The organism is Alcaligenes sp. Lyrl_28 (genome assembly GCF_051948705.1).
In the GTDB taxonomy this organism is placed as follows: domain Bacteria; phylum Pseudomonadota; class Gammaproteobacteria; order Burkholderiales; family Burkholderiaceae_B; genus Alcaligenes; species Alcaligenes ammonioxydans.
Genome location: NZ_JAYJLG010000002.1, coordinates 459,243 through 479,777 on the forward strand (window position 1 = coordinate 459,243; position 20,535 = coordinate 479,777).

General features: G+C 56.4%; 18 protein-coding genes and 2 tRNA genes. 9 read left to right on the forward strand and 11 right to left on the reverse strand.

Translation table 11 applies throughout. The features are described from left to right. Window positions 1-6 precede the first annotated feature (6 nt). On the reverse strand, window positions 7-1,248 hold the full coding sequence (locus VF694_RS06710; RefSeq protein WP_230406261.1) for a phospholipase A: 1,242 nt from the start codon (window positions 1,246-1,248) through the stop codon (window positions 7-9). Window positions 1,249-1,575: 327 nt separating this feature from the next. Between VF694_RS06710 and VF694_RS06715 the strand changes: the two genes are divergently transcribed. The 3 genes from VF694_RS06715 (at window position 1,576) to VF694_RS06725 (ending at window position 4,012) form a co-directional block, all read left to right on the forward strand. Then, a tRNA-Arg gene (locus VF694_RS06715) sits at window positions 1,576-1,652 on the forward strand. A 336-nt stretch (window positions 1,653-1,988) separates the two neighbouring features. Further along, window positions 1,989-2,297: a DUF485 domain-containing protein gene (locus tag VF694_RS06720; RefSeq protein ID WP_003802727.1), complete on the forward strand. Its 309-nt coding sequence runs from the start codon at window positions 1,989-1,991 to the stop codon at window positions 2,295-2,297. After that, on the forward strand, window positions 2,294-4,012 hold the full coding sequence (locus VF694_RS06725; RefSeq protein ID WP_003802726.1) for a cation acetate symporter: 1,719 nt from the start codon (window positions 2,294-2,296) through the stop codon (window positions 4,010-4,012). The genes VF694_RS06720 and VF694_RS06725 overlap by 4 nt, the downstream gene beginning before the upstream one ends. A gap of 457 nt (window positions 4,013-4,469) precedes the next feature. Here the strand turns inward: VF694_RS06725 and paaX are convergent, their stop codons facing one another. The 4 genes from paaX to VF694_RS06745 form a co-directional block, all read right to left on the reverse strand. Next, window positions 4,470-5,429 (reverse strand): phenylacetic acid degradation operon negative regulatory protein PaaX, encoded by a 960-nt coding sequence (paaX, locus tag VF694_RS06730; protein ID WP_003802725.1) that lies wholly within the window; start codon window positions 5,427-5,429, stop codon window positions 4,470-4,472. Window positions 5,430-5,588: 159 nt separating this feature from the next. Continuing rightward, entirely contained in the window at window positions 5,589-7,058 is a 1,470-nt protein-coding gene (locus VF694_RS06735) for a phospholipase D-like domain-containing protein (protein WP_440163966.1), read from the reverse strand. Window positions 7,059-7,062: 4 nt separating this feature from the next. Further along, window positions 7,063-7,299 (reverse strand): hypothetical protein, encoded by a 237-nt coding sequence (locus VF694_RS06740; protein ID WP_039943531.1) that lies wholly within the window; start codon window positions 7,297-7,299, stop codon window positions 7,063-7,065. 356 nt (window positions 7,300-7,655) lie between these two features. Next, window positions 7,656-7,731, reverse strand: a tRNA-His gene (locus tag VF694_RS06745). Window positions 7,732-7,970: 239 nt separating this feature from the next. Between VF694_RS06745 and VF694_RS06750 the strand changes: the two genes are divergently transcribed. From VF694_RS06750 to VF694_RS06775, 6 genes are all read left to right on the forward strand, one after another. Next, window positions 7,971-8,597 (forward strand): L-threonylcarbamoyladenylate synthase, encoded by a 627-nt coding sequence (locus VF694_RS06750; protein ID WP_003802723.1) that lies wholly within the window; start codon window positions 7,971-7,973, stop codon window positions 8,595-8,597. A 160-nt stretch (window positions 8,598-8,757) separates the two neighbouring features. Continuing rightward, on the forward strand, window positions 8,758-9,408 hold the full coding sequence (locus VF694_RS06755; protein ID WP_003802722.1) for a site-2 protease family protein: 651 nt from the start codon (window positions 8,758-8,760) through the stop codon (window positions 9,406-9,408). Between the two features lie 79 nt (window positions 9,409-9,487). Next, complete coding sequence (gene dapA / locus VF694_RS06760) at window positions 9,488-10,393, forward strand: 4-hydroxy-tetrahydrodipicolinate synthase (protein ID WP_003802721.1); 906 nt, start codon at window positions 9,488-9,490, stop codon at window positions 10,391-10,393. Then, entirely contained in the window at window positions 10,390-11,523 is a 1,134-nt protein-coding gene (bamC, locus tag VF694_RS06765) for an outer membrane protein assembly factor BamC (RefSeq protein WP_003802720.1), read from the forward strand. The genes dapA and bamC overlap by 4 nt, the downstream gene beginning before the upstream one ends. Window positions 11,524-11,886: 363 nt before the next feature. Continuing rightward, window positions 11,887-12,207, forward strand: a complete 321-nt coding sequence (locus VF694_RS06770; protein WP_059318729.1) for a sigma factor-like helix-turn-helix DNA-binding protein — start codon at window positions 11,887-11,889, stop codon at window positions 12,205-12,207. Next, window positions 12,200-12,592: a FecR/PupR family sigma factor regulator gene (locus VF694_RS06775; protein ID WP_059318730.1), complete on the forward strand. Its 393-nt coding sequence runs from the start codon at window positions 12,200-12,202 to the stop codon at window positions 12,590-12,592. The genes VF694_RS06770 and VF694_RS06775 overlap by 8 nt, the downstream gene beginning before the upstream one ends. Here VF694_RS06775 and bioD read toward each other — a convergent pair. The 6 genes from bioD to VF694_RS06805 form a co-directional block, all read right to left on the reverse strand. After that, on the reverse strand, window positions 12,501-13,301 hold the full coding sequence (bioD, locus tag VF694_RS06780) for a dethiobiotin synthase (RefSeq protein ID WP_059318731.1): 801 nt from the start codon (window positions 13,299-13,301) through the stop codon (window positions 12,501-12,503). The two genes, VF694_RS06775 and bioD, sit on opposite strands and share 92 nt — an antisense overlap. Continuing rightward, window positions 13,298-14,638 carry an adenosylmethionine--8-amino-7-oxononanoate transaminase gene (gene bioA, locus VF694_RS06785; protein ID WP_440163970.1) on the reverse strand — a complete coding sequence of 447 codons (1,341 nt, stop codon included), beginning with the start codon at window positions 14,636-14,638 and terminating at the stop codon, window positions 13,298-13,300. Before bioA ends, bioD begins: the two co-directional genes overlap by 4 nt. A gap of 6 nt (window positions 14,639-14,644) precedes the next feature. Beyond that, window positions 14,645-15,811 (reverse strand): aminotransferase class I/II-fold pyridoxal phosphate-dependent enzyme, encoded by a 1,167-nt coding sequence (locus tag VF694_RS06790; RefSeq protein ID WP_440163971.1) that lies wholly within the window; start codon window positions 15,809-15,811, stop codon window positions 14,645-14,647. Continuing rightward, entirely contained in the window at window positions 15,808-17,046 is a 1,239-nt protein-coding gene (locus VF694_RS06795; protein ID WP_426345577.1) for a cytochrome P450, read from the reverse strand. Before VF694_RS06795 ends, VF694_RS06790 begins: the two co-directional genes overlap by 4 nt. 578 nt (window positions 17,047-17,624) lie before the next feature. Next, entirely contained in the window at window positions 17,625-18,869 is a 1,245-nt protein-coding gene (locus VF694_RS06800) for a benzoate/H(+) symporter BenE family transporter (RefSeq protein WP_003802709.1), read from the reverse strand. A 433-nt stretch (window positions 18,870-19,302) separates the two neighbouring features. Beyond that, a complete protein-coding gene (locus VF694_RS06805) occupies window positions 19,303-20,493 on the reverse strand; it encodes a JmjC domain-containing protein (RefSeq protein WP_440163973.1) in 1,191 nt (396 codons plus the stop codon). Window positions 20,494-20,535: the final 42 nt, after the last annotated feature.

The following is a 20,535-nucleotide window of genomic DNA, read 5'->3' on the forward strand; positions in this document are numbered from 1 at the left end:
GGGATCTTAGGGTACCAGAGCCAGACCGATGCGAAATTGTGAAGAGCGGTCACGGTAGCCCAGCATGGTTTCTGCATAGCCAGAGAAGTATTGGCCGTAGATATAACCGTTCATGTTCAAGGGGGTACGGTTCAGTGGCCAGGCGATCGAGAACTCATGTGTATTGCGGCTGCCAGCCCCTTTGTTGTACATGCCCGACAAAACCAGCCCGTTGTCCTGAGCGTAGCGCAGCTTCCAGTCATAGCGACCCCGATAGTGCGCCCAGTCGGCGTTCTCGCCCATGAACACATAGTGTTTGATACGGGGGGCAAACGTCAGGGTGGCACCGTGGTCAAAGCGGTAATTGAACTCAGGCTGGATAAAGACCTCGTTCATGGAGCGGGAATCGTCGCCTGACTTGCCGTTGGAGGAGTGCTCATACCCGCTTGCCAGGCCCATGAACAGGCGTTTTTGCTCGGACTCCCAGATGGAGTCTTTACGCCAGAACAGGCTGGGGCGGTAGGTGGTGTCGACAAAGGGCTTGGAGTCAGCATGCAAATCCCACAACGCGGTTTGGGTATAACCAATATAGAAGTGGTCGTAGAATTTGGGGTTGCTCGGGTCTTGGGGCGAGTGCAGGCGGTATTTGAAGCTTAGCTGGAAGCGGGCATTGTTGCCGCCTTTGTTGCCGACAATAAAATAGGTCGGGTCATGGGCCGAGATGGCATTGCTGAAGTTTTCAAAGCTGGAGTTGGCAGGTTTGAGCCCTTGTCCGCTGATGATGGCGGGCCCTTCGGGCTGAGCGCCCGCAGCGACGGCCTGAGCGTAGGGCAGGGCAGGATCGACGACTCGTGGGTCGTTTCCGGCGCCTGCATTCACGACCGCGCCATTGGCTGGCTGCGAGGTAATCGGGCTGCGGGCCTGCGGATTGGTGTCCAGAGCCAGCATCACGCGCTCACCTTCAATATTCACTGCTTGCAGGCCCGTCAGCCCATTGGGGACCACGGCGCGCCAACTGTAAGCGGTGAAGTTGTTGGTGGGGATGGAGGCTCGGGGGCGGGCATTGACCAGTTCAGCCAGACTGCGGATCACGTTACCCTTACCGTCGCGCCACTGCAAAACCAGGTTGCGTGGGGCGGTCCAGGTCATCAGACTGCCTGTGTCGTTGTAGACGATGGCGTCAATATTGACGCTTTCGCCCGAACTGGCCTGCACTTGGCGCAACTGGTAGGTAATACCTGCCTGTGCGGTATTCAGAATTGCGCTCAAGATAAAAAGAGGGGCCGATAGTATTAAAGAGTGCTTGCTTAGTTTCTTTGTGGTCGGCATGAAAAAGAGTCCAGGAAAACGGGTTAATCCGTACACGACTGTACCATTTAGGATTAAAAATACTACTTATAATTGTTTTTCTTACAGTATTGACACTCTGATGAGCTTGCGGCTTATCTAAAACCGCTTTTCAGGCTAAAATACTCGATTGTCTTTTGTAGCCGCTATTTTCTCAACAATAGGGCTGAAATAAATTCTTGTTCATACAGGACTTTTATTTCGAGACAGTGCATCGCCTGATCGTGTGGGTGATGCTGCCATCACCTGGCGGGTGTAGCTCAGTTGGATAGAGCACAGGCCTTCTAAGCCTGGGGCCGGGGGTTCGAACCCCTCCACCCGCGCCAACCTTACCCTTTTCCGTGCACACTTTGTCCCTTTCCGGTCTGGATCGGGGGCTTGTGGCTGCTCGTGTCAACGGGGTCGTTATTTTCTCCAACCCCATGTTGCATAAGGAATATGACCGACTTTATGGCGGTTTTTTCTGGAGGGCATTTAGTCTGTCCTAGGCATAACCCTGAGGAGACGCAGTTAGTAAGTATGGTGTAAGTGTCGAGCTCTAATGTCCACCGCATAGACGTCGGCAGGCGTCTTCATAACGCCGTTTTCAGCCTGTGAGGGCTGGGCCGGTTCAATAAGATACGCCAGCGAACAAGGCGTTCAGAACAATGCGGAGACAAACTATGCAAGACCCCCTTGTAGGTCGGATTACGGCCAATCCTCGCTATCAAAAACTGGTCAAGACCCGGCTGCGGCTGGGCTGGATACTCACCATCGTCATGCTGGTGGCTTACTACAGCTATATCGGCATTATTGCGTTCGACAAGGAGCTGTTTGCCACACGCTTGGGTGAGGGCGTCATGACCCTGGGCATTCCTATCGGTTTTGGCGTGATTGTGTTGGCAATTGTGATTACGGGCATTTATGTCTGGCGCGCCAATACCAAATTCGACCAGATGGCCAAGGAAGTGCTTGAGGAGGTGCGTAAATGAAGCGTTCCTATCTTCGTTCCGGCCTGGCTCTGGGGCTGTTGCTGGCCAGTCCTGCCTTGTGGGCAGCGGGTGGCGATCTGGGCGAGCTGCAAAAGCAGGCGACCAACTGGACGGCCATCGGTATGTTCGCCGTCTTTGTGCTGGCGACGCTGTGGATTACCAAATGGGCGGCAGCGCGCACCAAGTCGGTCTCGGACTTTTATACGGCGGGCGGCGGCATCACCGGCTTTCAAAACGGACTGGCCATTGCCGGTGACTATATGTCCGCGGCGTCCTTTCTGGGTATTTCCGCTGCGGTGATGATCAATGGCTATGATGGCCTGATCTATTCCATCGGTTTTCTGGTGGGCTGGCCCATCATCACGTTCCTGCTGGCAGAAAAGCTGCGTAATCTGGGTAAATTCACCTTTGCAGACGTGGCAGCCTATCGTTTCCGCCAAGGCCCCATTCGTGCCTTTGCGGCGTCCGGCACGCTGGTGGTGGTGCTCTTTTACCTGATTGCCCAGATGGTGGGTGCAGGCCAGTTGATCAAACTGCTGTTTGGTCTGGAATATTGGGTTGCCGTGGTGCTGGTGGGTGTGCTGATGATGGTTTACGTGCTGTTTGGCGGCATGACGGCCACCACCTGGGTACAGATCATCAAGGCGGGCCTGCTGCTGTTTGGCGCCTCTTTTATGGCCATCATGGTGCTGGCGCAATATGGTTTCTCGCCAGAAAAGCTGTTTGCCGCGGCGGTTCAGGTCAAGACCGAGGCCGCGCTTGCTGCCGGCAAGGATGCTGCTCAGGCGGCGACCATCGGCCAGGCCATCATGGGCCCGGGCAATTTCATCAAGGACCCGATCAGCGCGATTTCCTTTGGTATGGCCCTGATGTTCGGTACGGCAGGCCTGCCGCACATTCTGATGCGCTTTTTTACGGTGCCTGATGCTAAGGAAGCACGTAAATCCGTGTTCTGGGCAACCACCTGGATCGGCTACTTTTACATCCTGACCTTCATCATTGGCTTTGGCGCAATCGTGCTGGTGTCGACCAACCCCCGTTTCCTGGAAGTGGGCGGCGACCTGATTGGTGGCTCCAATATGGCTGCTGTGCACCTGGCAGATGCGGTCGGTGGCGATGTATTCCTGGGCTTTATGTCTGCCGTCGCCTTTGCCACGATTCTGGCCGTAGTGGCGGGCTTGACCCTGTCGGGTACGTCGGCTGTGTCGCATGATCTGTATTCCACGCTGATCAAGAAAGGCGAAGCCAGCAATGAGGAAGTCATGCGCGTGTCTCGTGCAACCACCCTGGCACTGGGGGTGATTGCGGTGTTGTTGGGCATTATTTTCGAGAAACAGAACATTGCTTTCATGGTGTCACTGGCCTTTGCGATTGCCGCCTCGGCCAACTTCCCGGTCTTGTTCCTGTCCATTTTGTGGAAAGGATGTACGACACGTGGCGCCACGATAGGTGGGTTCCTGGGTCTGGTCGTTGCCTTGGTGCTGACGTTGCTCTCCCCCTCGGTATGGGAAGCCACTTTGGGCAATCCTGCCGGCTCCGCGCCCTTCCCATACGCGTCGGCAGCGTTGTTCTCCATGCCATTGGCCTTCCTGGCAATCTGGTTCTTCTCGATCACTGATCGTAGTCCGCGTGCCGAGATTGACCGTGCTGGTTTCGAGGGGCAGTCCGTGCGTTCCGAAACGGGTGTGGGAGCAGAAGCGGCTTCTGCGCATTAAACCTTCCTGCCAGACCGGGCTGAATGCCTGTGTCTGGCGGCCTTAGCTGGTTTTGTGGGTGTAAGAAAAACCGGTAGGTGAACGACACCTCAAAGGTTGGCGACCTGTCCAACTTTTGGGGTGTTTTTTGTTCGATGTGCGATGCACGCGTCAAGTCGGGCGCGGTAAAGCGCTATTGAAGCGACTGGGCGATGACTGAACGCAATGCGGCCCTGGCGATACGATTGCAACCATGCGGGTCCCAAGCTCAAGCCTCGATCCCAAGCCCAACCGACGACACCCAAACCCAGAACCCGACGCAAAGACCTGGGCTGTGCGTCATGTCACGGCAAGGCCCTTGACGCTGAGTTTGATTTGAGCCGCACAACCTGATGCGGGCTGCTCCGTGATGGCAATCACAGCCGTCCGTTTTTTTCCGCCTCAATGCCTGGGCCGTGCGCCGGACCAAGTCTTGAGTTCAGCTCTGGGTTTCGCAGGGGACAGGCAGGCCGTCAAAGCGTTCGTAGAAGTAGGCGGCGGCCTCGGGCGCCTGCTCATCCTCGGCACGCAAGGTAGACAGGATATAGCGTTCTGCCTTGCCGCAGACCTGACGATATACATCCCGGCACAGCTCGTAAGCCTGTTTTCCTGCCCAGCCTGTCGGCAACAGTTCGATGGGCAACTGGGGGTCGTGCAGTTGGATGCGACGGAACTCGTGAATCAAGAGCGTGCGAATGACAAATGCCAACTGGTCATCGTAGGGGTGGCCGGCGTCCAGCATGTTCAGGGCAGGCGCGAAACGTTGTATGAACTGCCCATAGCCGCTGGCAACCTGAGCCAGATCCCAGCTGTCTTGAATAAGTTGCGACAGAGGGCGCGTCTGAGGCAGTTGCGAGGGCTCCAACTTGGCCACATAGACTTGCGACTGGGCCTGGGTGGCCTGCAGGATGTAATCCAGAATCGTGTGATCGGGGTTGGGGTGCAGGAAAGCGGTGGGTGATAAGGCGCAAAAACCTTCCCACAGCAGCTCCTTGCGCAGGTCCGCCCGCTGCTTGGAGTTCATCATCAGGCTGGGCATGCTAAAGACCAGTGTCCATTGGCCATCCCACGCCAGATAGGTTGGGGTGTAAATGCGTTGATACGCATGCTCAAAGCGCTGGCTGGCTTCGGGCCGCAAGGTGTACTGGCTGCGCCGCCCTTCACGTTGCGCGCTCAGCCAGCCCTCCTCGGCCAGTCTGTACACGCTGGTGCGTACCAGCCGGTCGCTGATCCCAAAGGGCGCCAGCAACTGGATCAGGCTGCCCAGCCAGAGTTTGCCGCCATGCGGGCGAATCACATCGCCAAACAGGGTCATGACCAGGGACTTGGCACGCGGAGGGCGGTTTTCCAGATGGTGGGCGGCCCAGTGGGCCAGGTCAGAATAAGAAAGCTCGGACATTGTTTTTTTAAAGGCGCTCAAGGCTGTGTGAGAGCGGCACGCCTGTCTGTGTTGACCGGTTAAGCGCTTGATTATAAAGGGTGGGTGTACAAGCGCACTGAAAGATTATGCCAGCCAGGGGCTTTCTTGATCTTTGCAGCAGTTTTGCATGCGCGTACCCTACAAATAGGGACTGGCTAACCAGATCAGCCGATTGCGCAAGCGCTTGCCAAAGCCAATGGCATTCAGGGATTCCAGACTGACGGCTTCGGCGTCTTCAATTTCCAGGTCAATCAGGTTCTGGATCTGGCGTGCGGTGTCTCGGCTGTAGATTTCCACGTCCAGCTCAAAGTTCAAGCGCAGGCTACGGGGGTCCAGATTGGATGAGCCGATATAGGACCAGACGCCATCAATGGTCATGAGTTTGGAATGATTGAATGGCCCCCGGGCGCGCCAGACCCGACAGCCCGCGCGTAGCACCTGATCGAGCTGGGCCGTCATGGCGTAATTGACCAGACGCAGGTTGTTCTGCCCTGGAATCACGATGTCTACCTGTATGCCACGCCGCGCCGCCGTGTTCAGGGCTCCCAATAGAATCTGGTCGGGCAGGAAATAGGGGGACTGGATACGGATATGGCGTTGTGCGATGGCAAACGCACCTTGCAGCATGTGGTGGGTGCTGGCCATGAAGCGGTCAGGGCCGGAAGCAATGCATCGGGCTGGCACATGAGGCCGGGGGGCGGGCGTGGCGCTGGCATGCCAGTAGTCCGGCGACAGATCCTCGCGAGTGGTAAATTGCCAGTCGTGTCGAAATGACGCCAGCAATTGCATGACAGCCGGGCCTTCCAGGCGAAAGTGCGTGTCCTGGGACGGTTTGCCGTCGCTATATTGCGCCATAAAGGACTCGCGCAGGTTCATGCCCCCGGTAAAGCCCACGGTGCCATCCACAATCAGGAGTTTGCGGTGACTGCGCAGATTGGCGTAGGGCATGCGCAAAAAGCCCAGGGGGTTGGTCATGAAGAGAGCGCAGCGTATGCCCTCACGGCGCAATAGTCGCACAATGGGAGGGCGTGAGTATTTAGCGCCAATGGCATCGACCAGCACCCGAATCTGCACGCCTCGCTGGTGCGCGCGTGACAGCGCGCTGACAAATTCCTGGCCCAGGCGATCGCTATCAAAAATATAGCTTTGCAAGGCAATCGTGTTGCGAGCCTGTTCGATGGCTTCCAGCATGGCGGGGTAGGCCTGATCGCCGCCCAGCAAAACCCGCACATTATTGCCGTTGCGTAGTTGACTGCGGCTGACACGGTCTCCCAGGATCTGCAGGGACCGAAACGGGGCGCCCACCAGTGCGCCAATGTCAGAGACTGGGGGGTGTAAATAGGTAACCTGTTCATAAAACACGTCCGCGCTGTGTTCGAGGCGGCTTTGTCTACGTACCCGGTTGATGCCGGCGATCAGGTACAGAAATGGCCCCAACAAGGGCGACATGATGATGACGCCCACCCAACTGATGGCCGCGCGGACATCGTTTTTGGTCATGGCGGCATGAATGGCTGCAGATGCGCCCAGGATCACGCTGAGTGCCAGCGCCAGGTGCGGCCAGTAGTCGTGCAGCAGGGCGCGCAGATGGATCAAGTGCTCTTGCATGGTGTTAGCTGTTCCGCTTCTGGTCGGGCAGGTCCGGGCGTTGGTAAAGGCTGTGCATCCAGGATGGGTTTGGTTTGCCGCGAGCGGCAAACTGTTGCAGACGGGAAGGGGAGCGCCAGACGCCTCCGCCTATTCCAGGACTGGGCTGGACGCCATACCAAAACCATTGGCCGTCTTCATCTTGTGCAAGCCAGTCCCAGTTAGCGGGTGCCTGATCCCAGCAGGGGAAACCGAATGTCATCAGCAAATTTCCAGAAAATGGGACAGATTAGAGTATAAGAAAGCGTGGTTTTGTGCCAGTTTCTATTACAAAGGGCGAGTGCAGAAAAAAAATGAAGAGGTCCGGGCGCCTTGATATGTCGTACTGTCCCTTCTGATAGAGGCGGAGTGAGCCTTGGGTAGGGCGTGTCCGAGGTTCACAATCGAACACAGTTTATTGTCCAGCCCGAACTTGTCGGGAGTGTGCGAAGGTGCCAAACTTGCTACGATGAACCAACGCAAAAAAGCCCGCTACGAGGCGGGCTTTCAAGTATTTTTCCAGTTCCTGATTTTGTCACCTTTTAAGGAGATACGCAAAACCTGGGAAGCGGTAAATTTTGGGGTGACCGATGGGGCTCGAACCCACGACAACCGGAATCACAATCCGGGACTCTACCAACTGAGCTACGGTCACCACTGTTTGGTGCAGTACGTATTAACAGTACATATTAAGTACTTACTAATTTACTGCTTTTACTTGTTGCTTGCCGTTTAAGGCTTGCTGTGAAGTAAAAAATGTATTCTAGCACGCTTTTTTTAAATAGTGCAACACCTGTGCAAGAATACCTCGACCCTGAACCCTGCCCCGGTCTTGCCGGGCAGTGTGTGACTCAGGTTTAATGTTTTTCCCTCGTAATAGCAAGGAAGCGCGATATGTCTCAATTATTCGTCGTTCATCCCGAAAATCCTCAACCCCGCGCATTGGCCCAGGCCGCCGAACTACTGGCTAAGGGAGGGCTGCTGGCCATTCCTACTGACTCCAGCTATGCCGTAGTCGCCCGTCTGGACGACAAGTCCGCCGCTGATAACCTGCGGCGCCTGCGTGGCTTGGACGATCGCCACCATCTGACCTTGCTGTGCCGTGATCTGGCCGAGATCAGCCACTTTGCCAAAGTGGACAACCCGCAGTACCGCCTGCTGAAAATGGCTACCCCCGGTCCGTGGACATTTATTCTGGAAGCGACCAAGGAGGTGCCCCGTCGCGTGTCCCACCCCTCTCGCAAGACGATCGGTATTCGGGTTCCCAATCAGAAAGTGGCTCTGGCTCTGATGGAACAGGTGGGCAGCCCCTTGATTTCCACCACCCTGATTCCCGAGGGCGAGGACGAGCCCTTAAATGATGCCCAGGAAATTCTGGACCGTTATGCGCATCAGTTGGCCGCGGTTGTGGATGGCGGACCGTGCCCCTTGCAGGCAACCACTGTGATTGATCTGACCGGCCCTACGCCGCAAGTGCAGCGTCGTGGTTCGGGTGATCCTGCTACCTTGGGCTTGTCCTGAACTCCGGGTTTGCACAAAACTCGCGTCCAGGTGCCTATCCGTGTTTCAATTCTGAACCTTGAGGCAGCACTCGCTGTCTCAATCAGACGGGCTGTTTGCAGGCGACTGATCCGTGTGCATGCACAATCGGATCAGTTGCCGGCCTGGACCAAGGATCACCATGGACTCTTTTATACAGACCTTGACGGTCTATGCTCTGCCAGTCATTTTCGGCATCACCTTGCATGAAGCGGCTCACGGTTATGTCGCCCGCATGTTTGGCGACCCGACCGCCATGCTGGCCGGACGCATCAGTTTGAACCCCTTGCGCCACATCGACCCTATCGGCACGATTGTGGTGCCTGCCGTGCTCTTGCTGTCCAGCGCACTCATGGGAATGGGCGGCATTTTGTTCGGCTGGGCCAAGCCGGTACCGGTCGATTGGGGGCGCTTGCGCAACCCCAAACGTGACATGCTCTGGGTGGCTCTTGCCGGACCGGCTTCCAATATGCTGATGGCGATTCTGTGGGTCTTGTACGCACACTTGATGGTCAAGCTGGGGCAGGGCGACAGCCGCTTCTGGATGGGTATGGCCATTGCAGGCGTACAGGTCAATCTGGTCTTGATGGCCTTGAATCTGCTGCCCCTGCCTCCCTTGGATGGCGGCCGTATCGTATTTAGTCTCTTGCCGGATCGTTTGGCCTATCATTACTCCCGTATTGAGCCTTACGGCATGGTTATTCTGATCTTGCTGATGTTCACTGGCGTGCTTTGGACCCTGATGCGTCCTTTGATTGCCCTGGGCGAAGGCGTATTGAAATGGTTCTTATGATTTAACGGCTTATCCGTTAAACTTGTGAGTCAATATTTTTTTGGGCTGTTGGGCCTTAAACCCGGAGATTCATCTCATCATGGCAAGTTCGGACTCTGCTATTTCCAATTTTCAGGGCAGCATGGTTGCCCTTGTTACACCCATGGATCCCAATGGGGGTCTGGATTTTGCCGCTTACCGAAAGCTGATCGACTGGCACATACAGGAAGGAACACGTGTGCTGGTGGTCGTTGGAACCTCGGGCGAGTCGCCTACGGTGTCGGTCGATGAGCATGCCGAACTGATCAAGGTGGCTGTAGAGCACGCCGCCGGTCGTGTTCCCGTGATTGCCGGAGTCGGTGGCAACTCCACCCGTGAAGCCATCGAGCTGTCGCGTCATGCGCAGGAAGTGGGTGCAGACGCCGGTTTGTCGGTGGTGCCTTATTACAATCGCCCTACCCAGGAAGGGATGTACCAGCATTTCCGCGCTATTGCAGAAGCGGTGGAATTGCCCCAATTCCTGTATAACGTGCCAGGCCGCACGGTCGCAGACCTGCAAAATGACACCGTGCTGCGTCTTGCGCAGATTCCCAACATCATTGGCATCAAGGATGCAACCGGCGATCTGGCGCGCGGTGGACTGCTGCTGCGTGATGCGCCGGAAGATTTTATTGTGGTCAGCGGCGATGATCCTACGGCTGCTTCGTATATCCTGCTGGGCGCCAAGGGCAATATTTCCGTGACGGCCAACGTGGCGCCACGCCTGATGAGCCAGTTGTGTCAGGCCGCTCTGGATATGGATGTACCCACGGTACGCCGTTTGAATGCCTTTTTGGCAGGTTTGAACAAGAACCTGTTTGTCGAGGCCAACCCCATTCCCGTGAAATGGGCCGTTGCAGAAATGGGCCTTACTCAGCTGGGATATCGTTTACCATTGACGCCGTTAAATGCACAGCATCACGAATTGCTGCGTCAATCCTTGAAACTTGCGGATCTTCTTCCATGATTGCTAAGCCAGTTAATAAAAGCCTGATCGGGCTGTCTCTGAGCCTGTTGGTGCTGTCGGGCTGCTCCACGGTGGACCAGATAATGGGCCGGGGCGAGTCGGTGAATTACAAGAGTACGGTTGCGGGCGATCCCTTGAGCATTCCGCCGGATCTGACCCAGGCCAACCGCGATGCCCACTATCGTGCCCCAGAAGGGGTGACCTCCTATTCGGTTTACTCGCAAGGTCAAAATGCGCAGCAGGCCAAAGGCGGAGCCGATCAGATTTTGCCGCAATCCGACGCTATCAAGGTGATGCGTGACGGTGATCTGCGCTGGCTGGTTGTCGACCGCCCCGTGGAGGATCTGTTTCCCCGTATTATTGATTTCTGGGGTGATAACGGTTTCACCATTCAGTCGCAGGACCCCCGTGCCGGCCTGATCCAGACCGACTGGGCAGAGAACCGGGCCAAGATTCCTGAAAGCTGGATTCGCAGCGCCTTGGGTTCCATTATCGATCAGGTCTTTGACAGCGGTGAACGTGACCGCTTCCGTACCCGCTTTGAGCGTGTTGGCGACAAGACCGAAATCTACGTCTCCCATCAACACATGGAAGAGACGCCCACCGCGGATGGCACCGCCTTTAAATGGGTGTTCGCCAAAGAGGATCCGGGTCTGAACGCGGCCATGCTGGCTCGCATGATGGTCTTCCTGGGATCGGATATTGAAACCGCTCGTGAGCAGGTGGCCAACGCCGCCAAGGACCCGTCCAGCGTTCAGGTTCAGGCTTCGGACAAGGGCGATCAGGCAGAGCTGCTGCTGAACGAGTCCTTTGATCGAGCCTGGCGTCGTGTCGGCGTGGCTATCGATTCGGCCGGTTTCTCGGTTGAGGATCGTGACCGCTCTGCGGGTGAGTTCTTTATTCGCTATCTGGATTCGGATACGGGCGAGAAGATTGAACAGCAAAACATTTTTGGCCGCATCTTTGGCAGTCGCAATACGGCCGAAGCCACGCCGTTCCGCATCAAGCTGCGTGCCCAAGGAGCCGGTACCCGCGTGACCGTGCTGGATCAGCAAGGTCAGGAGCAGACGACAGCGACGGCCAAGCGCATTATCAATGTGCTGTCCACCAATCTGCGTCCTGGTAGTTGATTGTCTTGAGTCGGCCTGCGAGCCGTCTGGAAAAAGCCCTGGTTATTGCCAGGGCTTTTTTTATGTCCGCCATTCGTCCTGACCGGGCTTGATGCTAAGTCATTGAGTCCACAGCCAGGCTGTTCACCTCATGAGTCTGCTGCCGCTCAGGTAAAGACCGCTCAATGGCTGCACGGAATGCCGTTGCGTTAGTTGGGAGTGCCGGTGCGTTTCCGGTGAAGTCTATGATTGCTCGTAAGAAGCCTTGCCCTCATCCGTTTGGGTGGATGAGCGGGGTGGAGCTTTATCGAGGAGGGCTAGACTTTCCATAAAACAGTAAAGATAATAGGAACTATTATCGTTTAGTGCATTGAGGAGTCACCCATGCTGAAATTGTTTTTCCGTCATGGTTTACGCTTGTGTTGGCCTACGCGGCGGGGCCAACAAGCTGATGATTCCGCTTCTTCAGAGCCGCAGGCTCGACTGCTGGCGCTGATTGAGGCGTTGCCTCGTCGTCACCTCGAAGCTTTTGTGCTGCATCGTTTCGAGGGCCTGAGCTATAAAGAGATCGCCACTCGAATGGGCACAAGTTCACGAGTGGTGGAGCACTATATACGCATGACCATGCGGGCGTGTCGTCATGATCCGGCGCGGTTCCATCGGGTAGATGGGGCGATGCCGCGTTCGGCGGGCTCGTATGTGTAAGGAGGGGCACCTGCAGCACATTGATGAGCAGGCCTTGAATTGGCTGCTCAAACAGCACGAGCCCCAGTATCAGAACGATGCCCGCAGCCAGTCTGCCTTTCGCGCCTGGTTGACGATTGATCCCGAGCATCAGGCTGCTTTTCTGCGCTGGAAGTTGGAGTGGGAAGCCATGGATGCAATCAGTGAGGAACAGGTGAGTCGCCTGCGTACCCGTTTGCAACAAGAGGCAATGAGCCGCGTGCAGAGACCGTGGCCTCTGCGTTTGTTAAATCGCGGTGTGGACGCCTGGTTCATCAATCCTGCCTGGCGCTTTGCGCTGGGGGGAGCGCTGTGCTTGCTGCTGGGCGTGGCGTTGCTGGGAACCGTGGGCAGCTACTTTGTTTAGGCCTTTTTGAATCTGCCTGGTCTTCATTGTGCCAAGGTGACTGAAGATGCTGTGCCGCTTGCTGAATACGGTCATCCAGCCTTGCAGCGCTCAGTCTGGGAATGACGCCCAGGCAAGGGCCGGGTAGATAGTCATGCAGCGTCTGCAGGTTTTCCTTGGCATAAGGGATCTCCGGGTCGATGAGGTTGGCCACCCAGCCCAGCACGCTCAAACCGCTGGTGCGTATGGCCTGAGCCGTCAGTAGCGCGTGATTCAAAGCGCCCAAACGCAGACCCACCACCAGAACGACAGGGAGCTGCAAAGCCTGTGCTAAATCGATACCTGTTCGCCCCTGCCCCAGGGGCAGCATGAAACCGCCCACTCCTTCCACGATGGCATAGTCGGCATGTTCTGTCGCCGCTTGAACCATGTTTTTGATCAACGCTGGGTCTAGTTCGATTCCCGCTTGATCGGCCAGGATGTGGGGAGCCGCAGCGGGCTCAAACAGGTACGGTGTCAAGGTTGCCGGTGTCAGCTTCAGGCTGGAGTGCCGGGCCAGCGCGTCCACATCTTCGTTATGCAGACGGCCTTCTATTTCCTCGGCTCCCGACGCAATAGGCTTGATGCCCAGCGTGCGTGCGCCGCTTTGGCTTAGCAAATGAAGCAAGGCGGAACTGACCAGTGTTTTGCCAATCTCTGTGTCCGTGCCAGTCACAAAGCAGGCTTTCATGCGTATTCCCTCAACAACTGACCCAAGCCATTTAGGCAATGCTCCACCTCTTGCGTGCCCCATAAATAGCCGGGCATCAGGTATACCGTGTTGCCGATAGGGCGAAGCATGAGTCCTTGCTGCAGGGCAGAGCGGTAAAAGCGTCGGGCAAAGCCCTGGTGATCGTAACGAGCCGGGCCTGTGTTCAGGTCAAAGGCCCAGATCACCCCGCAGCGGCGCAGATGCTGCATCTTGGGAGAGTGCAGTTTCAGCGTGTGCAAGCCTTCATCAAGTGCTTGAGCCAGTGTTTTTTGCAGTTCGTAAACGGGGTATTGCTGGAACAGATCCAGGGTTGCCAACGCAGCGCGGCAGGCCAAGGGATTGCCGGTGTAGGAATGGGAGTGTAAAAACCCGCGGCGCAAATCCGAGTCATAAAACCCTTGATAAATCGTGGGGCTGGAGAGCACCACGGACAAGGGCAGCGTGCCGCCGGTAATTCCCTTGGACAAGCACAGCAAATCAGGCCAGATGCCAGCCTGCTCGCAGGCAAAGAAGGTGCCGGTACGCCCGCAACCCACGGCAATCTCGTCCAGAATCAAATGCACCTGATAGCGGTCGCACAGCTCGCGCACCCCGCGCAGATAGTCGGGGGAGTGCATCTGCATGCCAGCCGCGCATTGCACCAGCGGCTCCAGAATCACGGCGGCAATGTCGTGATGACTCTCCAGAATCTGTTCCAACGATTGCAGTGCCTTTGCGGTGACCGGGTGGTGTTCGTCCGGGCTATGGGCCTGGCGCAGATCGGGACTGGCTGCCGTGTAGTGCTGGCCCAGTTGCGCACCGTAATTTTCCCGGAACAAAGGCACATCGGTGACGGCCAGCGCGCCCAGCGTTTCGCCGTGGTATCCCTGCGCGATGCCGACAAAACGGTGCTTGTGTTCCTGCCCCTGGTTACGCCAGTAATGCACGCTCAGTTTCAGAGCAATTTCCACGGCAGAAGCGCCGTCGCTGGCATAAAAAGCATGCCCCAGACGATGGCTGCTCAAGGCGGCCAATCGTTCGGAAAGCTGCACAACCGGCTCATGAGTCAGGCCACAGAGCATGATGTGATCCAGTTGCTGAGCCTGATCGCTAATTGCCTGCACCAGATGCGGGTGGCTATGTCCAAACAGATTCACCCACCAGGAACTGATGGCGTCCAGATAGGCATTGCCGTCGACATCATATAGCCATGCACCCGAGGCGCGGTTGATTGCCAGCAGCGGCACACCGTGATCGTGATGCTGCATTTGCGTGCAAGGATGCCAGACAGTCTGCAAACTGCGTTGAGCCAAAGGGGGAAAAGAGTTTGAATTCATGACAAATCACCGTAAAGAGTGGGCGGCTTCATGTAATGCCTGAACCAGTTTTTCAATATCCTGATGCCGGTGGGAAGCAGACAGGGAAACACGTAAGCGGGCTTGATGACGGGGGACGGTGGGTGGCCGTATGGCCGGTGCCCAAATCCCTTTTTGCAGGAGGCCGTCGGACAGCTGTAAAGCAGGTTCCACCTCGCCCATCAGCAGGCTTTGCACGGGCGTGTCGGACGGCGTCAAACGCCAGGGCAGATCCTGGCTCAAGCTTTGCAGCGTTTGAATGTGTTCTTTCAGCAAGGCTCTCTGGGGCTGGGCTTGTTTGATCAGTTGCAGGCAAGCCAGCAAGGATGCGCAATGTGCCGGAGCCAGCCCGGTGCTGTACACATAGCTGCGGGCAGATTGAGTGAGCCAGTCAGCCACGTTGTGGGAGCAGGCAATAAAAGCGCCGCCTTGCCCGGCTGCCTTGCCAAAAGTCCCCAGATAAATCAGGCGCTGACGTTGCGTGCTATTGAGCAGGAAATGCTCAGGCGCGCCGCGTCCGGTTTCGCCCAATATCCCCAGACCATGTGCATCGTCCAGATACAACAGGGCATCGTGGCGTTCGCATAAGGTGATCAGCTCATCGACCGGGGCAACAGTCCCGTCCATACTGAACAGGCTGTCCGAGATCACCAGCTTGAACCCTGTCCTTGGACGACTGAGCAAATCATCCAGACGTGCCATGTCTCTATGGGGATACACGCGTAAACGGGCGCCGGACAGACGGCTGGCATCAATCAGGCTGGCGTGGTTCAGCCTGTCACAGAAGATGGTGTCGCCCGTGCCGACCAGCGCGGGAATCACGCCCAGGCTGGCTTGATAACCACTGACAAAAAGACGGCTGGCCTCAAAGCCGCTCCAGTCTGCCAGCTCTTGCTCCAGTCGCTGAGCCAGCGCATGATGCCCACAAATCAGTGGGGAGGCCGTGGCTCCGGCTACATCTTGTGCTGCCAGCAGTTTGAGTTGCGGGTGCTGGCTAAGGCCCAGATAGTCATTGCCTGCGAAACTCAGCAAGACCTGACCATTGCGCTCGATATGCGCGTCCGGCAAGGGGTGGCAGATTGCTCTTTGTCGCCACAGCTTCCGGGCCTTCAAGGCCTCTAGTTGCTGATCCAGGTGAGCGATAAAAGCACTCATGACGGCATGGCCCGGTAGTGAACCAGCAGGCGGTTCCAGCCCCTGTAGGCGGGAAGCTGAATACGCTCTCTTTGAGCCAATTGCAGGCGAGGCAGCAAAGGCAGGAACTGCTCAAGTACCAATTTGGCCTCCAACTGCACCAAACCCGCACCCAGGCAATGATGAATCCCGTAACCCATGGACAATTCGGCCTGATTGTTGCGGCTGAAGTCCAGGTCGTCGGGATGGGAAAAAACTTCCGGGTCCCGGTTGGCAGCACCCAAGAGCAACAGCAGTAGTTGACCTTTGCGCAAATGCTGACCGTGCCAGTGTTGGTCCTGCATCAAGCGTCTTGCCGTGTATTGAATCGGGCTGTCGTAACGCAGCAGCTCTTTGATCGCTGCGGGAATTTTCTGCGGATTCAACAGCAGGTCCTGCAGCTTGCTGGCGTCGTCAAGCAGCGTTTGAAACAGGGAGCTCAGCAGATGCCGGGAGGTTTCATAGCCTGCAAAGAGCAACATACAGGACTGCGCCAAACGCTCGCGCCTGCCTTGAAGGGAGAGCTGCTCGTCATGCAAAAGTCGCCAGGCCAGCCCACCTTCTTGCAGCTTGGCGCTGTTCCCCAGAAAGTCAGCCATATCCAGCAAGGCGTCCTGCGTATCCATTAACAAAGGTAGGTCCGGCGTGGCTTGCCCAATGAAACGTGCCAGTTGCTCTGACCAGGATTGAAAAACAGCTAAAGGCAGTTGCTGCAAACCGAGCAGATCCATCATGACCAAGGCCGGAAGCGGTCGGCAGACCTGCTCAACCAGATCTGCTGGGCCGTGGCGCAGCTGGTTTGTAAAAGCGCTATGAAGGTGCGTCACGCGATTTTCAATGCTGCGGTCTATGTCCCGCAACGCCTGCGGGCTGAAGGCAGCATTTACAACCCGCCTGACGCGGGTATGACGGGGGCGATCCAGGAAAACCAGCGTCCTGGCCATCAAACCCTTGAAAGCCTGTAGACGAGGGGAGGGAGGGGCTCCTGCCTGAGATACCCACCCGCCAACACGGCGCACACTGAGATCGGGATGGCGCAGAGCGGCCTGCACATCCTGATGTCTGTGAACCAGCCAGGCTCCGCCACAGAAATTCGCATCCCACACCAAGGGCGGACCCTGGCGAAGGCGGGCATAAGCCGCATAGGGAGACGCAAGATTGAAATCGCCAAACATGACACCGTATTCCTGAATACCAAAGCCAACGCAGGCTAGCATTTGAGCGGAAAAGAGGCAGTCAGGAGATTGTGTCTATTAATTCTTTCAGGGTGTTTTGGGTGAATTAGAAGTCTGTTTGCTGTTGATGGGTGGAATTGCTTTAGCTTGTGTGACTATTTTTTACAATAAACTTGGTCGGTGAGTTCGGGATGATTATCCTCTGCTTGCAGAAACCTTTTTTATTGATTTTGAGATTTTATTTAAAATCAGATGCTTATGAACTGGGCTGGGAAAAGGGTTTCGGTGGCAGAAAAAGTCATAAGGTAGAACCTGTTTGGCGTTGAGGGATAAACGCTCTAGTTTGCTGCCGTGTAGGCAGCTTAGAAAATCAGGTACAGGGCCCGCACGGCACTTGCAATGTTTGCTGCCTAAGCAGCTTTGAAAAGCTTGTGGGTCACTATCATGCACATGCAAGGTTTTCTGCTATATAAGTCGCTGAAAAGTTTTTTAATTTCAGCAGCTTAGCTGGCTTTGAATAATTGGCTATCAAATGTCCAATTGCTAAGCCGTTGCTGGCGGCGGCCCTGTCGCAAATGCAGGTTAAGACCACAGCCCTAGCCTGCATTCATTCCAATTAGTCACCGAGCATCAGAAGCCGCGGGGACTCCTTCAGTAGCCAGCTTTTCCGTTTTACGCTGCGGCAACGTCCCATTCAAAATGAAGTACGCCAGCAGGCCAATCACCAGTCCCCAGAATGCTCCGCCAATCCCGAACAGGGTGATATTGGCCGCTGAAGCTAAAAAGGTGATCAAGGCTGCTTCACGTGATTTGATATCGGCCATGGCCCCCGCCAGGCTGCCACCTATGGTGCCCAACAGCGCTAATCCCGCCAGCGTGGTGATAAAGGTCGCGGGGAAGGTCATGAATACAGCGGCCAGCGTTAGCCCAAACACACCTACCAGAATGTAGAACACTCCGGCTGCCATGCCGGCTACCCAGCGTTTGGATGGGTCCTGGTGTGCTTCCGGGCCCGTGCAGATGGCCGCGGTAATAGCGGCTACGTTCATGGCGTGGGAGCCGAAGGGGGCCATGATGAGCGAGCCTAGGCCGGTGACCCACACAATTGGGTTGGCGCTGGTACGAAAGCCATCGTTGCGCAAGACCAGCATCCCGGGCATGTATTGACCGGTCAGCGTGATCAGAAACAAGGGTAAGGCTACGCTCAGCAAGGCATTGAGCGTGAACACCGGCATGGTGAACACGGGCGCGGCCAGCTCCAGTTTCAGGCCGCTCAGGTCGACGCGCTGCTCCAGGAGTAGAAATGTCAGGCCCAGAATCAGAATGCCGACCACGGCATAGCGGGCCGAGAATCGCTTGATGACCAGATAGGCCAGAATCAGCAGGCCTGCCAGTGTCGGGTCTAGCGTCATGCTGCCAAATGCTCCTATGCCAAATTGCAACAGAATCCCCGCCAGCAGACCGGCGGCAATACCGTTGGGAATCAGGCGGATCAGGCGCTCGAAGTAGGATGACAGGCCCAGGACGACAAACGCCGCTGCCGAGATCAGGTAGGCGCCGATTGCTTCCTGATACGGCGTGCTGGCCAGCGCCGTGACCAGAAAGGCGGCGGCCGGAGTGGACCAGGCGGTGATGATGGGCTCGCGCGAGACCCAACTCAGGAGCAGACCTGTCACGCCCACACCAATAGAAATTGACCAGACCCAGGAGGCAGTCAGCTCGGGGCTGAGGCCGGCGACTTTGGCGGCCTGGAAAACCAGAATAAAAGTGCCGCCGTAGTTGACGATGACCGAGATCAGACCGGCTACAATGGGCGGGATCAAATCGCTGACTAAATAGGATGAGGATGATCGTGAGGTAGACATAGTGCTCTGCGCTTTCCAAAAGGAGAGATGACAAACGAGCACTATTTATAGCGATTAAATGGACTGTTCAGATAGGACGCTTTTTGGTTGTATGACAGACCACTTTTGAATTAGGTAGGTGCCTGACTATACGGACTGGAGTGGCTACGTGATTTTTGGGTGTGGCCCGAGCTGGATTGAAGCTGGGCTGCAAAGCCACTAATGGTGGCTTTATGACGAGTTGCTCGTCTTGTGAATCGCGTTTTTCATAATAGTACTTTTTCTTGTTGTACGGCGTGAATAATGTTGCCGCAACCGCAACCGCAACCGCAACCGCAACCGCAACCGCAAATAGTGGGCTTTCGATTCTTTGGTAGCTAGAAATAAAAAAGCGAGGCAGCCTGCAAGCTGCCCCGCTTTTTTGCTGAGTTCGCCAGAGCTAGTGGCTCGGTGCTCAGTTTTCCTTGAACTGCAGCCAGCCGTCGTCCAGCCAGGCATTCAGCATTTCCAGTTCGTCCTCATCCAGCTCTGCAAAAGCATCGCCAGAAGTGGGGAGCTCACGCTGATCAGCCAACAATTTCAGCGCCGGGCTGGCAGGACAGGGGGCGACTTCACCGTTGATATACAGCTCATCGCCGCGGTACATCATGCGCGAGCAGCGGTCCAAAGCCAAGCGGCCTTCAGGCAGCGTGGGATCGTGCAGATCCACCGGGTCTTCGGCAATGTCAAACCAGCTATTACTGGGCAATTCGGTCAGCCAGACGCCCAGGAACCGTGAGGCCAGCGCTTCATCAAAACGAATGGCGTTCAATGCATCCAGCGACTTTTGAATCAGGTTTTCCGGCAAGGCGGCAGGGGTGGTGCTGGCCTGTGCATCCGGGTCGGTGTAGCGCTGCTGCATGGCCTCGGGCATGGGCATCGGTGGGTCGGCGTACAGGCCAAAGCCTTCGCCGCTGGCAGCGGCCAGTTGATCCGATGCGGCATCCATCAAGCCACGGGCCAGCGTTGCCTGAGTAGGCGAGCGAAAGCCGATGGAAATCGTCATGCAGTCGCCAATCGCAATCCCGTCATGTGCTACGTGCGGGGGCAGATACAGCATATCGCCGGGTTCCAGGGTGAACTCTTCTTCTACCTGGAAATTGCGCAAAATCTTCAAGGGCAGGTCAGGCACCAGGCTTAGGTCTTTTTGCTGGCTGATGCGCCAGTGACGCTTGCCGTGGGCTTGCAGCAGGAACACGTCGTAGCTGTCGAAATGCGGGCCTACGCCACCGCCATCAGAGGCGATGCTGATCATGGCATCGTCCAGACGAGCATCACCGATGAAGCGGAACTGTCGCATCAGCGCGGCAGTATTGTCATCGTGCAAATCCACGCTTTGGGCCAGCGCAGTCCAGTTGGGTTGGGAGGCAGGCGGCAGCTCGTCAAATGGTCCGGTTTCCATTTCCCAGTCCTCACCGTCATGGATAATCAGACGGGACTCGACTTCTTCGCGTGTCACCAGTTCACGGATATTGTCGATGCTCAGCGAGTGCTTGAAATTAGGGATGGCGCCGCGTATCAATAAGGGTTTACGTTGCCAGTAGGTTTGCATGAACTCATGCGCGCTGATGCCGCCCAAAAGGGTCAATGGCTGGTCGATATTCATGGACTGCCCGAACAAGAATTAAGTAAGTCCGTAGCTTAACTG

Coding starts and splice junctions, on each gene's coding strand:
- bamC (WP_003802720.1), top strand. CDS start 10,390: ATGATTGCTAAGCCAGTTAATAAAAGCCTGATCGGGCTGTCTCTGAGC.
- VF694_RS06725 (WP_003802726.1), top strand. CDS start 2,294: ATGAAGCGTTCCTATCTTCGTTCCGGCCTGGCTCTGGGGCTGTTGCTG.
- paaX (WP_003802725.1), bottom strand. CDS start 5,429: ATGTCCGAGCTTTCTTATTCTGACCTGGCCCACTGGGCCGCCCACCAT.
- VF694_RS06805 (WP_440163973.1), bottom strand. CDS start 20,493: ATGAATATCGACCAGCCATTGACCCTTTTGGGCGGCATCAGCGCGCAT.
- VF694_RS06790 (WP_440163971.1), bottom strand. CDS start 15,811: ATGAGTGCTTTTATCGCTCACCTGGATCAGCAACTAGAGGCCTTGAAG.
- bioD (WP_059318731.1), bottom strand. CDS start 13,301: ATGAAAGCCTGCTTTGTGACTGGCACGGACACAGAGATTGGCAAAACA.
- VF694_RS06775 (WP_059318730.1), top strand. CDS start 12,200: ATGTGTAAGGAGGGGCACCTGCAGCACATTGATGAGCAGGCCTTGAAT.
- VF694_RS06740 (WP_039943531.1), bottom strand. CDS start 7,299: ATGACATTCGGTTTCCCCTGCTGGGATCAGGCACCCGCTAACTGGGAC.
- VF694_RS06795 (WP_426345577.1), bottom strand. CDS start 17,046: ATGCTAGCCTGCGTTGGCTTTGGTATTCAGGAATACGGTGTCATGTTT.
- dapA (WP_003802721.1), top strand. CDS start 9,488: ATGGCAAGTTCGGACTCTGCTATTTCCAATTTTCAGGGCAGCATGGTT.
- VF694_RS06750 (WP_003802723.1), top strand. CDS start 7,971: ATGTCTCAATTATTCGTCGTTCATCCCGAAAATCCTCAACCCCGCGCA.
- VF694_RS06800 (WP_003802709.1), bottom strand. CDS start 18,869: ATGTCTACCTCACGATCATCCTCATCCTATTTAGTCAGCGATTTGATC.
- VF694_RS06720 (WP_003802727.1), top strand. CDS start 1,989: ATGCAAGACCCCCTTGTAGGTCGGATTACGGCCAATCCTCGCTATCAA.
- VF694_RS06755 (WP_003802722.1), top strand. CDS start 8,758: ATGGACTCTTTTATACAGACCTTGACGGTCTATGCTCTGCCAGTCATT.
- VF694_RS06770 (WP_059318729.1), top strand. CDS start 11,887: ATGCTGAAATTGTTTTTCCGTCATGGTTTACGCTTGTGTTGGCCTACG.
- VF694_RS06735 (WP_440163966.1), bottom strand. CDS start 7,058: ATGCAAGAGCACTTGATCCATCTGCGCGCCCTGCTGCACGACTACTGG.
- bioA (WP_440163970.1), bottom strand. CDS start 14,638: ATGAATTCAAACTCTTTTCCCCCTTTGGCTCAACGCAGTTTGCAGACT.